The 13502-nt window shown below is 72.4% G+C and carries 11 protein-coding genes and 1 pseudogene; 7 read left to right on the top strand and 5 right to left on the bottom strand.

From position 1 onward, the window contains the following. Nucleotides 1-5: 5 nt before the first annotated feature. The 3 genes and pseudogenes from JW592_RS08265 to JW592_RS08255 all read right to left on the bottom strand — a co-directional run bounded on the left by JW592_RS08265 (nt 6) and on the right by JW592_RS08255 (nt 3950). On the bottom strand, nt 6-1613 hold the full coding sequence (locus JW592_RS08265; protein WP_209264265.1) for an alpha/beta hydrolase: 1608 nt from the start codon (nt 1611-1613) through the stop codon (nt 6-8). A 229-nt stretch (nt 1614-1842) separates the two neighbouring features. Beyond that, nucleotides 1843-3058: pseudogene (locus tag JW592_RS08260) on the bottom strand (multinuclear nonheme iron-dependent oxidase). A 139-nt stretch (nt 3059-3197) separates the two neighbouring features. Next, complete coding sequence (locus JW592_RS08255; RefSeq protein WP_209264264.1) at nt 3198-3950, bottom strand: peptidyl-tRNA hydrolase; 753 nt, start codon at nt 3948-3950, stop codon at nt 3198-3200. Here JW592_RS08255 and JW592_RS08250 point away from each other — a divergent pair. Together JW592_RS08250 and JW592_RS08245 are read left to right on the top strand one after the other, a co-directional pair. Next, the gene (locus JW592_RS08250; protein WP_209264263.1) at nt 3949-4806 is read left to right on the top strand and encodes an ABC transporter ATP-binding protein; all 858 of its coding nucleotides are present in this window, start codon (nt 3949-3951) and stop codon (nt 4804-4806) included. The genes JW592_RS08255 and JW592_RS08250 overlap by 2 nt on opposite strands. A 109-nt stretch (nt 4807-4915) precedes the next feature. Beyond that, a complete protein-coding gene (locus tag JW592_RS08245; RefSeq protein WP_209264262.1) occupies nt 4916-5593 on the top strand; it encodes an ABC transporter in 678 nt (225 codons plus the stop codon). Between the two features lie 87 nt (nt 5594-5680). On the opposite strand, the gene JW592_RS08240 is transcribed toward JW592_RS08245, so the two are convergent. Then, on the bottom strand, nt 5681-7054 hold the full coding sequence (locus tag JW592_RS08240) for an alkaline phosphatase PhoX (protein WP_209264261.1): 1374 nt from the start codon (nt 7052-7054) through the stop codon (nt 5681-5683). Between the two features lie 163 nt (nt 7055-7217). After that, entirely contained in the window at nt 7218-8351 is a 1134-nt protein-coding gene (gene zapE, locus JW592_RS08235; protein ID WP_229375383.1) for a cell division protein ZapE, read from the bottom strand. A 63-nt stretch (nt 8352-8414) separates the two neighbouring features. On the opposite strand from zapE, the gene JW592_RS08230 reads away from it, so the two are divergent. From JW592_RS08230 to JW592_RS08210, 5 genes are all read left to right on the top strand, one after another. Then, nucleotides 8415-9263, top strand: coding sequence for a pyrimidine reductase family protein (locus tag JW592_RS08230; protein WP_209264260.1), 849 nt, complete (start codon nt 8415-8417; stop codon nt 9261-9263). Nucleotides 9264-9369: 106 nt separating this feature from the next. After that, on the top strand, nt 9370-9840 hold the full coding sequence (locus JW592_RS08225) for an indole-3-glycerol phosphate synthase (RefSeq protein WP_209264259.1): 471 nt from the start codon (nt 9370-9372) through the stop codon (nt 9838-9840). Nucleotides 9841-10032: 192 nt separating this feature from the next. Then, nucleotides 10033-11457: a UDP-N-acetylmuramate--L-alanine ligase gene (gene murC / locus JW592_RS08220; protein WP_209264258.1), complete on the top strand. Its 1425-nt coding sequence runs from the start codon at nt 10033-10035 to the stop codon at nt 11455-11457. Between the two features lie 30 nt (nt 11458-11487). After that, nucleotides 11488-11895: a peptide-methionine (R)-S-oxide reductase MsrB gene (gene msrB, locus JW592_RS08215; protein WP_209264257.1), complete on the top strand. Its 408-nt coding sequence runs from the start codon at nt 11488-11490 to the stop codon at nt 11893-11895. 113 nt (nt 11896-12008) lie between these two features. Then, nucleotides 12009-13496, top strand: coding sequence for an MFS transporter (locus JW592_RS08210; protein ID WP_372446468.1), 1488 nt, complete (start codon nt 12009-12011; stop codon nt 13494-13496). Nucleotides 13497-13502: the final 6 nt, after the last annotated feature.

The following is a 13502-nucleotide window of genomic DNA, read 5'->3' as shown; positions in this document are numbered from 1 at the left end:
GCCCTTCAGCGGGCGACCCGCGTGTTGGCGCTCGGCAGCGCACGTTGCCGGGCGCCCGGCCTCGGCTCGGGCCGCGCGGCGCACTCCGCATGGGTGCCCGGCGTCTTGCCGTCGAGGAGGTACCGCTCGATGTGGGTGTCCATGCAGGGGTTGCCCCCGCTGACCCCGTGGTTGCCGGCGCCGCGCTCGGTCACGAGTGAGGACCCGGCCAGCCGGCGCTGGGTCTCCAGGGCGCCGTCGTACGGCGTGGCGGCGTCGTGGGTGGCGGCCACCAGCAGTACGTCAGGGAGCTCACTCGCGTCGGCGCCGACGTCCAGCGGCTTGTCCGGTTGCGTCTTCCAGTAGGCGCACGGCAGGTTCATCCAGGCGTTCTCCCAGGTGTTGAACGGTGCCACGGCCGCCGTCGCGGTGTTGTCCCTCTCCCAGCGCTCCCAGTCGCGCGGCCAGGGCGCGTCCTGGCACTCGACAGCGTTGTAGACGGCGTTGCCGTTCTCCTCGCTCCGCGCCTTCTCCATCTTGGGCGCGGCCAGCTTCACCAGCGGTTCCGGGTCGCCCTCCCGGAAGTCGGAGAGGACCTGTGCGTACGGGGCCCAGGTGACGTCCGCGTATCCGGTGTCCAGATAGGTGGCGAGCAGTTCCTTGGAGCCGACCGTGCCGCCCGCGGGCCGCCGGTCGACGGCCGCCCGCACCGCGTCGAAGGAGCGCTGCACCTGCTGGGCCGTGTGTCCCAGACGGTAGGTGTCGTGGTGCCGGGCGACCCAGCTCTTCCAGTCCGCCCAGCGCCGTTCGAAGGCGCGGTCCTGGTCGAGGTTGGCCTGGTACCAGACGCTCTCCGGCGACGGATCGACGACGCTGTCGAGCACCAGGCGGCGGACGTGGCCGGGGAAGAGCGTGGCGTAGACGGAGCCGATGTAGGTGCCGTAGGAGACCCCGAGGTAGTTGAGCTTGCGCTGCCCCAGGGCTGCGCGCAGTACATCCAGGTCGCGGGCGTTGTTCGGCGTGGTGTAGTGCCGTAGCCGGTCGGGCTGGGCCTTGGCGCAGCCGGCGGCGTAGGCCGCGGCCTTCCGCTTCATGGCCTGCTTGAACTCGGGGCCGGGGTGCTCGGGGGAGTGGTTGGGGCCCCTGAGGAACTCCGCGGGGTCCTGGCAGGAGAGCGGGTCGGAGCGGCCGACGCCGCGAGGCGCGTAGCCGACGAAGTCGTAGCTCGCGTTCAGGCGCTTCCACAGGCCGCCGAGCTTCGAGTAGAGGGGGAACTTCATGGCGCTGCCCCCAGGGCCGCCCGGGTTGTAGACAAGCGAACCCAGGTGCTGGTCGCTGTCGCCGGTGGCCCGGGCCCTGCTGACGGTGAGGTGGATCTGCTCGCCGTCCGGCCGGGCATAGTCGACCGGGACCGAGACGGTGCCGCACTCGACGAAGCCGGGCAGCCGCTCGGCCGCGGGGCAGTGCCGCCACTCGATGCCGCGCGCCGCCGCGTCTGCGGCCGCCGCCTTGACGCCGGCCGACTCCGGTACGCGCCCGGACGGCGTCAAGGCGCCGTGGTCGGCCGCCGTGGAGGCGGGCGCCAGGGTGAGGGCCAGGGCACCGACTGCCGAGGGGATCGCTGCTGCGCGCACTGAGGCTCCCGCTGTGTGTCGCTGTCGCTCCGTCAGCCATGCCCCAGGGCACCGCCGCTCATATTGGATGCTCAGCGGCTCATACGCAGATGTAAAGGATCACCCTTCCGGTGTCGCGGAACACCGCCCGATCGGGGCGGTCCGGGCAGGGGAGTCGGCGCTGGGAGCCACCGTCGGCCGGGCTGGTGCCGAAAGCCACCGCCGCCGTGCCCTGCCCGGTGTCGCTGTCTCAGCGCGGCCGCGGGCCCGCGCGGTGCCTGTACCAGCGCTTGAGTTCCCTGCGCGAGCTCCGGGGGAGCCGGGCCTCCTTGAGCACATACGCGGCGAAGTGCAGTGCGTCCCAGCGGTAGTTGGCCGTCATGGGCCGCCCTGTGGCGTACGCGGTGAACAGGGCCCGGTACTCCTCAGCGCCGAGGAGCTCCGGCAGCCTCGGCGCCACCTTCGCGACGATGTCGGCGCGCTTGGCCCGCAGCGCCCTGGCCTGGATCTCCAGCCTCTCCCGGTCGAAGCCGGGCGGCGCGGCCGCGCCGGCGACCAGCGCCGACAGCAGCGCCGCCTGGTCACGGCCCAGCCGGGCCCGCGCGTCATCGGACACCGGTGGCTCCCCGCCGTGCGGCGTCGGCCGCGGCCTCGGCCACGGCACCGATCCGGTCCAGCTCCGCGGCCAGCTCCGCTGCCGGAGGGAAGTTCTCGTCCCGCTCCAGCAGCACCCCGGGCGGTACCGTCCTGGCGCACAGCTCGGCCAGGACATCCAGCACGGGCCCGGTCACCGGGTGGCCATGGCTGTCGTGCCAGACGCCGCCGCGTTCGACACCGCCCGCCACATGGACGTAGCTGAGTGCCTCCAGCGGCAGCCGGTCCAGCGCGGTCACCGGGTCCTCGCCGCGGTTCACCCGATTGGTGTGCAGGTTGGCGACGTCGATCAGCAGGCCGACGCCGGTGCGCTCGACCAGCTCGGCCAGGAACTCGCCCTCGGTCAGCTCCTCGTGGGGCCAGCTGATGAGGGCTGCGATGTTCTCCACGGCCAGCGGCACCGGTAGCGCCTCCTGCGCGATACGGATGTTCTCGCACAGCACGTCCAGCGCGTCCCGGGTGCGGGGCACCGGCAGCAGGTGACCGGCCTCCATCCGGGGGAGGCCCGTGCTGCCGCCACCGGCCCTGACGAACGCGATGTGCTCGGTCACCAGCGGAGCGTCCAGCGCCTCGGCGCACGCGGCGAGCGCGGCCAGCCGCTCGGGGCAGGGGCGCTCGGCGCCACCGAGGCCGAGCGACACTCCGTGCGGCACCACCACGGTGCCGCGCTTCCGCAACCGCAGCAGCGAGTCCGGCAGATGGCCCGGACACACGTTCTCGGCGACGACCTCGACCCAGTCGATACCCGGCAGCGCCTCGATGCCGTCCGCGATCTCGGGACGCCAGCCGATTCCGGTGCCCAGCCTCTCCATGGCCCGCTCCTCCCCCGTGGCTGCGTCAGGACTCCTGCTCCGCCGGCACGGCTTCATGCGCGGAGCGCGGCTGTTCAGAGCTGAACTTGAGCTTCGGGTGCACGCGAGCTTCCCGCAGCGGCCTTCGGCACGCTCGGGATCAGTCCGCGGACCGCAGCGCCGGGTGCTCCGCGACGACCGTGCACGAGCCGGGCGCGACCTCGGTGAACCCGGCGTCCCTGACCACCGGGAGCCCGCCGCCGGTCAACTCCGCCCAGTGCGCGTGCCCGTGTGCCGGTCGCACGGCCAACGGAAAGCCCGCCGCGCGCCACTCGGTTCGCGCGGCGGCGTCCAGCTGCCACCAGGCGAGCTGCGCGGCGTGGCCCGCCTGGGCCATGGCCTTGCCCGCCGACATCTCCACCTCCGGGCTGAGCCACAGCACGGGCGTACCGGCGGCGGGTGCGGCCGGCGGCCGAGGATCGTCCAGCTCCGTACCCGACACCTGGAGCCGCGCCAGCTCCCGGGGCCAGCCGTCCAGCGGAACCGGTGGGAAGACCCGCACCTGGGCCGTACGCCCCGGCACGGTGATGCCCTCCAGCAGCTCGGTGCGCCGCCACTCCGCGCCGCGGGCCCGGCGTACCACCTTGCGGATCTGCCGCTCCTCCCACAGCCGCACCCGCTTGTGCCACTCGCCGGTCTCCTCGGCCGTACGCGGGTCGGCCAGCAGCGTGAGCACCGCGCGGGCCGCCGTCTCCAGGGCGTCCGTACGCGCCGGCGGTGCCGTGCGCTCGATACGGACGACGAGGGGCAGGACGAACCGGTCGGGTTCGGCGGGGTGCGGTGCTGCGGGTGCGGAGACGGTCACACCGTTCAGTCTGCCAGCGGCCGGAGCCGCTCCTAGGATCGGGCCCATGAGGCTGGAGAACGTGGGCCGCCGCTACCGTGCGGGCGGCCCCTGGGTACTGCGCGGGGTGAATCTCGACCTGCGCGCGGGCACTCTGCTGCGCGTGGAAGGCGGCAACGGAACGGGCAAGTCCACCCTGCTGCGGCTGATGGCGGGGATCGACGCGCCCAGCGCGGGACGCGTCCGCGCCCGCCCGCGCACGCGCGGCTATGTCCCCGAACGCTTCCCCGCCGCACTCCCGTTGACAGCGCTCGGCTACCTCACCCATCTCGGCCGCGTGCGTGGACTCGGCAAGCGGGCGGCCGCCGAGGAGGGCGCCGCCTGGCTGGAGCGGTTCGGCGCCGGGCAGTACGCCGCGACCAGGATGCGGGAGCTGTCCAAGGGCAGCGCACAGAAAGTCGCCGTCGCACAGGCCCTCGTCGGCAGTCCTGGGCTGCTGGTGCTCGACGAGGCATGGACCGGCCTCGACCAGCACGCCCGTACGGTGCTCGACACCGTGGTGCGCGGGCGGGTGGCTTCCGGCGCCACCGTGGCCTTCGTCGACCACGACCCGGCCCGGCTCGCCGGTGCTCCGGACCTGACCGTGCGGGTCGCGCCGGGGGGTCTGGTCACCGCGGCCGAGCCGGTGGAAGGCGTGCGTCGGCCCGCGATGACGCGCATCGAAGCGCTGGGGGCGCCCGGCGCCGGGGCGCCCGAGGGTCTGCCGGGAAGCGCGCGGCCGCGGCTCGCGCCGAACGGCGAGCTGGCGCTGACGGTGCCGGAAGCCGACTCCGACGCGGCGCTGCGGGCCCTGTTGGCAGCCCGGCCGGGCTGGCACATCCGTTCCGTACGACCGCTCGGGGAGCGGGAAGGGGACTCCGCATGAAGGCCACGAAGGTCACGAAGGCCATGAAGGCCATGAAGGCCATGAAGGCCATGAAGGCCATGAAGGCCACGAAGGCCACGAAGGCCATGAAGGCCATGAAGGCCACGCCATGAAGGCCACGCTCGCGCTGACCCGCTACCAGCTGGCCCTGCTGGTGCGCTCCCAGCGGTGGCTCGCGCCGCTGCTGCTGTACGTCGGACTGCTGGCTGTCGGCGTCCGCGCCGGGCAGCCGGTGCTGGACTCGCTCGGGCTCGCCGCCGCCGCGCTGCTGCCCGTCGCCGCGTGGCTGGTACGCGGCTGTGTGACGGCCGAGCCCACCGCTGCCAGACACTGCGCCGCCGCCGCGGCCGGCGCCTGGCGCGTGCACCTCGCGGGCGTCACCGCCGGGGCTGTCATGGCACTGCTGTTCGGGTGCACGGGGGCGGGAGTGGTGGCCTGGCTGAGTGCACCGCGGAGCACCGACGGCTCCGCCGCCGTGCCGCTGCTGCCTGCCGTGGCCGCCGGCCTGTGCGGGGTCCTGGCCTGTGTGCTGACGGGAGCCGCTGTGGGGGCCCTGGGCAACCGGCCGTTGATCCGCTCGCGGGGCTACGCGGTCTGCGCCACCCTGCTGGGGAGCGTCGCAGCGCTCGCGCTGGGCGCCTCTCCCGCCAACGCGGCGGTCACCGGGCTGGTGCACGGCTCCACCAGGGGTGAGGTGCAGGTGCCTTGGCTCGCGTTGCTCGCCGCGGTCGTGGTTGCGGGCCTCGCCGCGCTTGCGGCGTGCGTTGCGGCTGCCCGCCGCGGGTGAGGGAGTTCTTTCCCGCCGCTGCGGTTGGTGCCGTCGGCCGGGTGCGGGGCGCTCCCCCTTCGGGGCGCGCCCCGCAGGCGTGCGCCCTCAGTGTTTCCAGGGGCCCGTGACCGCGAACGTGGTGCCCGGCGTGTAGCAGTTGACGTACATGGTGCGACCGTCGGGGGAGAAGGTCACGCCCGCGAACTCGCCCCACTCGGGTTCCTCGGGTGTGCCGATGTTCTGGGCGCCCCGCGCCATCGGGTAGACGGTGCCGCGCCGGGTGAGGCCGAAGACGTGCTGGGCGCCCGCGCCGTCCTCGCACACCATCAGTCCGCCGCCGGGGGCGAGGCAGATGTTGTCGGGCTCCTCGCCGGGCAGTTGCACATCGGTGTCGGGTCCGAAGACGACGACCAGGGTGAGGCGGCGGCTCCGCGGATCGTAGCGCCACACCTGGCCGAAGTGGTCACCCTGCGAGCCCTCCGCGCTGCGCGCGTAGCTGGAGACGAAGTAGACGCAGGAGCCGCCCCAGTAGCAGCCCTCCAGCTTCTGCGCGTGGGTGATGCCCCCCTTGCCGAAGTCCTGGAGACGGATGGGGGTCTCCTTGGCGAGCGGGTCGGGGACCTCGACCCATTCGACGCCGTCGAAGGAGGTGCCCGTCTCGGTGACGGCCGAGAGGTCCGGTACGCCCGGCACCCGCATGGCCTCCAGCGTGCCGCCCGCGTGCAGCGAACCGTAACCGCCCTTGGGCTTCTTCGGCAGGAAGCGGTAGAAGAGCCCGAAGGGCTTGTCGAAGGCGTCCTCGGTCTCATAGACGACCCCGGTACGCGGATCGAAGGCGACCGCCTCGTGCTGGAAGCGGCCCATTGCCTCGAGCGGCTCGACGGAGGTGGGCCTGCGGCGGTCGAAGCCGACTTCGAAGATGAAGCCGTGGTCCTTGGTGTAGCCGTCCTCACCGGCGCGCAGCTCGGTTTCCTCACAGGTCAGCCAGGTGTCCCAGAGGCTCGGCCCGCCCGCGCAGTTGGTCGAGGTGCCCGCGATGCCGACGCGTTCGGCCAACACGTCGCCGTCGCGGTCCACTTCGAGGACGGTGCAGCCGCCCTTGGCTGCGGGGTCGTAGGTCAGCCCCTCGACCGTGGGGACGGGCACCCGCGCGTTCATCCGGTTCTCGTGGTTGCGGACCAGCCAGGTGCGGCCCCGGCGGGCACCGGCGAAGGCGGCCATGCCGTCGCAGTTGCTGGGCACCTTGCCCTCACCCGAGCGGAGCGGATCGCCCTCGCGGGAGAGCACCTTGTAGCGGAAGCTCTTGGGCAGGTCGAGCAGCCCGTCGGGGTCGGGGACGAGCGGGCCGTAGCCCGCGCTGCCGCCGGTGGACTGGGCAGCGGCGGTTCCTGTGAACAATTCCGAGAGCGCGCCGCTGAAGGCGACTGCCGCCCCGGCGGCTCCGGTTCTTGCCAGCAGTTGACGTCGGCTCGTGGGCATCGGGCACTCTCCCCTGTTGGCGGACAGGTGACCCAGCGTGTTTACCATGCGCACCAGCGTGCGCACACCGCTCAGGACGCAACCGACATGAACTCGGCCGCACCGACCATGCACTCGGCGGTGTCGGCGGGGTCAGCAGTGTCCCCCGGTGAGCCGGGCCGGGTCAGCCGTCGGCGCCGACCAGCGCGCCGCCGTCCCTGGCGAGCGCGGTCAGCCGTGAGATGGCCCGGAAGTACTTCTTGCGGTACCCGCCCTTGAGCATGTCCTCGCTGAACAGCCGGTCGAAGGGCGCGCCCGAGGCCAGTACGGGCACCTCGCGGTCGTAGAGCCGGTCGGCGAGCACGACGAGGCGCAGCGCCGTCGACTGGTCGGGGACCGGCGTCAGCCCCGTCAGACAGACCGCCCGCACACCCCGCACCAGTTCGCCGTAGCGGCTGGGGTGGACGCTGGAGAGGTGGCCCAGCAGGGCGGAGAAGTCGTCCAGCGAGGCGCCGGGTATCCGGTGCGCGGCCCGGGTGACCTCCTCGGCGGCGTACGGCTCGGGCGCCTCGGGCAGCCCGCGGTGGCGGTAGTCCTCACCGTCGATGCGCAGGGTGCGGAAGTGCGCGGACAGGCCCTGGATCTCCCGGAGGAAGTCGGCGGCGGCGAACCGCCCCTCACCCAGCTTGCCCGGCAGGGTGTTCGAGGTGGCCGCGAGCGCCACGCCGTTCTCCACCAGCCTGGCCAGCAGGCTGGAGACGAGCACCGTGTCGCCCGGGTCGTCCAGTTCGAACTCGTCGATGCACAGCAGTTGGTGGTCGCCGAGGGTCCGCACGGTCTGCTGGAAGCCCAGCGCGCCCACCAGGTTCGTCAGCTCGACGAAGGTGCCGAACGCCTTGCGCCCGGGCGCGGCCGGTGCCGCGTGCCACAGGGAGGCGAGCAGGTGCGTCTTGCCGACGCCGTAGCCGCCGTCCAGATACACCCCGCGGGGGCCGGCGGGCGCCGCCTGCTTCGGTACCCGGCGGAACCAGCGCCTGGGTCCGCCGCCGTCCGCGCTCCGCGAGGCACCGCCGAGGCGGTCCGCGAACGCGCCGAGCACCCGTACCGCCTCGGTCTGGCTGGGCTGCGCGGGGTCGGGTATGTAGGTGGCGAAGCGCACACCGTCGAAGCGCGGAGGCGGCACCATCTCGGCCACCAACTGGTCGGCCGGGACGTGTGGCTCGCGTGCGGTGAGGGCGACGGGTGCGTCGCCGGGGCCGCCGGGGGCCTCGGAGCCGGTCTCGGATATGTGCGCTTCGGTCGTTGACACGATTGTCATGCTAGTCGGCCAGCGCCCGCGTACGTGCCGCCCGCCGGGCGTGCGCCGTGCCACACTGCGCGCATGCGACGCCTGTTCCCATCGAGCACAGCCCCCGTACCCGCCGCTGACGCCGCCGACGCGCCCGTGTCGCCGGCGTCCCCCGCGCCGCAGGCGGCGGGCCCGGAGTGGAGCATCGCTCAGATCGCCGAGGAGTACGCCTACCCGCCGGTCGGCGAGGGCGCCGACGAGGCCGACCGGTGGCTGCGCGCCAACATGGTCGCCTCCCTGGACGGCGCCATCCACCACGGGGGGCGCTCCCAGCCGCTCTCCTCCAAGGCCGACATGTGGATCTTCGGAGTGCTGCGGGCGCTCGCCGACGTGGTGGTCGTCGGCGCCCGCACCGTACGCCAGGAGGGGTACCGGCCCGCCAAGCGGCGCAGCGGTTTCGCGGACCGGCGTGCCGCCGCGGGGCAGTCGCCGGTGCCCGCCATCGCCGTGGTCAGCGCCAGCCTGGAGCTGGACTTCTCGGCCCCGCTGTTCACCGAGCCCGTCGTCCCCACCCTGCTGCTCACCGGCAGCGGCGCCCCCGCCGACCGGGTGGGGCAGGCGAGGGAGGCCGGCGCGGAGGTGATCTTCGCAGGTGAGGGCGGTGCCGCGGACCCCGCGCGGGTGCCGGGCCTGCTCGCTGAGCGGGGGCTGCGGCGCCAGTTGACCGAGGGCGGTCCCACATTGCTGGGGGAATTGGCCGACGCGGGGGTACTCGACGAGCTATGTCTGTCGATCTCTCCGAGGATCGTGGCCGGATCGGCGCCGCGCATCATGAACGGACCCGTGCTGCCGGACCCGGACGAGTTCACGCTGGAGGGGGTGCTGGAAGAGGACGGCTTCCTCTTCACGCGTTACCGTCGGTTGCGGAATGTCACGGAATGAGACGTTCCGCTTTCGTGTCGCTGGGCAGACTGACAATCGCAGGACCCGTGGGCACACTGCAGCAGGGTTTCTTTCCGACCGTTCGACCGGAGAAGGGGCGCCCGTCGTGATCACGACAGTGCTGATGATCGAGAAGCCGCTGGTGTCCGCCGACGCGGAAATGGTGACGACGCTGCACGGCGAGGAGCCGGTCTCGTTCGTCGTCCTGATGCAGCCGCGCGGCGACCAGGACCGGCTGCTGCGAGCGCTGGACGATGTGGCGCTCGGCGAGCTGGACCAGGTGGTGCGCGAGGCGCGGGAACCCGAGGGCGGCGAGGCCGTCGGCCCCGCCGAACAGGCCCTGGAACTGTCCCTCAAGCGCCTCAGAGACGCCGGCTGCGAGGCTGTCGGCCAGATCATCGAGCAGCACCCCCTCGACGTCCTGAAGTCGGTCGCGGAACAGACGCGCGCCGACGAGGTCATCGTCCTGACAGCCCCCCACCTGGTCGAGGAGTTCTTCCACCGCGACTGGGCCTCCCGCGCCCGGCACAAGGTCGGCGTCCCGGTACTGAAACTGTTCGCACACAACGAGGAGTGAGAGGGGCGCCCCGAAGGGGCGCGGGGAACTGCGCGACCGGCCACACTCCACCCGCAGACTGCGGACGGCGGATAGGGGCACCCCCTCCCCAGCACGCCTCAGCACGGCGAGGGCTCGCATCCTGCCCGACGGCGCACCGCATAGGCTTGCGCCGTCCCTCGTGAACCGCCGAGCCAGCCAGGAGAGGTCCGTATGACCGCTGCCGCCACTCCCGCCACTCCCGCCGTCCCCTCCGCCATGGAGCGGCCGCACTTCGTCGGGATCGGCGGCGCGGGAATGTCCGGCATCGCGAAGATCCTGGCGGTGCGCGGTGCCCGGGTCGCGGGCAGCGACGCCCGGGAGTCGGCGACAGCCGACGCGCTGCGTGGCTTCGGCGTGACCGTCCACATCGGTCACGCCGAAGCGCATCTGGCGCCGGACGCGACCGTGGTCGTCGTCTCCAGCGCCATCCGCGAGGACAACCCCGAGCTGGTCGAGGCCAACCGGCGCGGGCTGCCCGTGCTGCACCGGGCCGACGCGCTGGCCGCGCTGATGGAGGGGCTGCGGCCGCTGGCCGTCGCCGGAACGCACGGCAAGACGACGACCACCTCGATGCTCGCCGTGAGCCTGGCCGACCTGGGCCTGGACCCCTCCTACGCGATCGGCGGCGACCTGGAGGGCCCCGGTTCCAACGCCCACCAGGGCACCGGGGAGATCTTCGTCGCGGAGGCGGATGAAAGCGACCGCAGTTTCCACAAGTACGCGCCCGAGGTCGCCATCGTCCTCAACGTGGAGCTCGACCACCACGCCAATTACGCGTCCATGGCGGAGATCTACGCGTCCTTCGAGACGTTCGCCGAACGCATCGTGGACGGCGGCACCCTGGTGATCTCCGCCGACCACGAGGGCGCGCGGGAGCTCACCCGCCGACTGCGCGCCGCTTCGCGCGACCGTGCGCTCACCATCCGTACCTACGGGGTGGCCGAGGACGCCGACGTACGGGTCCTCGAGATCACCCCGAAGGGCCTGACCAGCGAGGTCAGCGTGGCCCTCGACGGTGCGGAGCTGACCTTCGACGTCTCGGTCCCCGGCAACCACTACGCCCTCAACGCGGTGGCGGCCCTCGCCGCCGGAGCGGCGCTCGGGGTGCCCGAGCGGGACCTGGGCCGGGCCCTCGCCTCGTACACCGGCGTCAAGCGCCGCCTCCAGCTCAAGGGGCTGACCCGGGGCGTGCAGGTGATCGACTCCTACGCCCACCACCCCACCGAGATGACCGCCGATCTGGAGGCCATCAGGGGTGGCGCTGACAACGGCCGGGTCCTGGTGGTCTTCCAGCCGCACCTCTTCAGCCGCACCCAGGAGCTGGGCAAGGAGATGGGGGAGGCCCTGGCACTGGCCGACGGCTCGGTGGTACTGCCGATCTACCCGGCCCGTGAGGACCCCATCCCGGGCGTGACCAGCGCCCTGATCACGGAAGCGGCGCAGGCGGCGGGCGCGGCCGTACGCGCCATGGACACCCCCGCCGAGGCCGTGGAGGCGGTCGTGGGAATGGCGGAGCCCGGCGATCTCGTTCTGACCATGGGAGCGGGTGACGTCACGGAACTGGGCCCCAGGATTCTCGCCCGGCTCGCGGAGTGACCACCCTTCCTACGACGCTGAGGAGCCGAGATGGCCTACGAGATCGACAAGCCCGAGGAACAGTGGCGCGCCGAGCTGACGCCCGAGGAGTACCACGTGCTGCGCGAGGCGGGCACCGAGCGCCCGTTCACCGGTGAGTACACCGACACCGAGACCACCGGGGTCTACCAGTGCCGGGCCTGCGGCGCCGAGCTGTTCCGCTCCGACACCAAGTTCGCCTCGCACTGCGGCTGGCCCAGCTTCTACGACCCGGCCGACACCACCGCCGTCGAACTGCTGACCGACCGCTCCCTGGGTATGGTCCGCACCGAGGTCCGCTGCGCCCGCTGCGGCTCCCACCTCGGCCACGTCTTCGAGGGCGAGGGCTATCAGACGCCGACGGATCAGCGGTACTGCATCAACAGCATCTCGCTGAAGCTGGTGCCCAAGGAGCAGTGAGGCGGACGGACCCATCCGCCTCCGAGGGAATGACGAGCCGCCCCCGGCAGTTCATTTGTACGCTACATAGAGATTGTTGACTTCTGGACAGCGAGAGAGAGCGGGGGCTGCGCGTGGGCGCCGGGGACGAAGCGGGGACAGACGGAGCGGGCGGGCGGTGGATCGTCCCTGTGCTGGCCTTCGGCGGGATCTCCGTCGCCGTCATGCAGACACTCATCGTGCCGGTGATCGCCCAACTGCCGGAACTGCTGCACACCTCGACCTCCAACGCCTCCTGGGTGATCACCTCCACCCTGCTCTCCGGCGCCGTCGCCACACCCATCATGGGCAGACTCGGTGACCTGTACGGAAAGCGGCGGATCGTGCTGCTCAGCCTGGGGCTGATGGTGCTCGGCTCGCTGGTGTGCGGCTTCACCTCCGCGCTGGTGCCCATGGTGGCGGGGCGGGCCGTACAGGGGTTCGCGATGGGCGCCATCCCGCTGGGCATCGGCATCATGCGCGACGCGCTGCCCCCCGAGCGGCTGGGCTCGGCCATGGCGTTCATGAGCTCGTCGCTCGGCGTGGGCGGCGCGCTGGGCATGCCGCTGGCCGCCTATGTCGCCCAGTACACCGACTGGCACGTGCTGTTCTTCGGCGCCGCGGGCATCGGCGCGCTCGCCATGGCGCTGGTGGCGCTCCTGGTGCCGGAATCCCCGCTGCGCACCCCCGGCCGCTTCGATGTGCTGGGCACCCTGGGACTGACGGCCGGTCTGGTGACGCTGCTGCTGCCCATCTCCAAGGGCGGCGACTGGGGATGGGGCAGCGGGACGGTGCTCGGGCTGCTCGGCTCCTCCGTGGTGATCTTCATCGGCTGGGGCGTGCTGGAGCTGCGGACCGAGGACCCGCTGGTGGATCTGCGTACGACAGCGCGCCGCCAGGTGCTGCTCACCAACCTCGCCTCCATCATGGTCGGACTCGCCTTCTACGCCCTCACCCTGGTGCTTCCCCAGCTCCTCCAGCTTCCGGCGGCCACCGGGTACGGGCTCGGCCAGTCGATGGTCGTCTCCGGGCTGTGCGTGGCTCCGATGGGCATAGCGATGATGCTCGTCTCCTCGCTGTCGGCCAGGCTGTCGCGGGCACGCGGGCCGAAGGTGTCGCTGATGACGGGGCTGACGATCCTGGCCGTCTCCTACCTGGCGGGCACCCAGCTGATGTCCGCCGTGTGGCAGACGGTGCTGCTGGCCGTGCTGATCGGGATCGGCATCGGCATCGCCTACTCCGCGATGCCCGCGTTGATACTGGGTGCCGTCGACCCCTCCGAGTCCGGCGCGGCCAACGGGCTGAACACCCTGATGCGGTCCATCGGTACGTCGACATCGAGTGCGGTCGTCGGGGTCGTCCTGGCCCGTATGACCAGCCCGCTCGGCCGCACCCAGGTCCCCGACCTGGACGGCTTCCGTACGTCCTTCCTCATCGCGGCCGGCGCCGCGCTACTGGGCCTGCTCATCGCGGCGTTCCTCCCATCGTCGTCCGGCCGCAAAGGTGCTGCGCTCGCCCACCCTGCGCCTGGGGGTACCCCCTGCTCGAAGAGCTTGGGGGAGCAGACTGCCCAAGCGCAGTAGGAACTG

Origin of the sequence: Streptomyces spirodelae (genome assembly GCF_017676385.1) — a bacterium.
GTDB classification, from domain to species: Bacteria; Actinomycetota; Actinomycetes; order Streptomycetales; family Streptomycetaceae; genus Streptomyces; species Streptomyces spirodelae.
The sequence above is the reverse complement of the archived record's forward strand: the minus strand, read 5'-3'. Positions and strand labels throughout refer to the sequence as shown.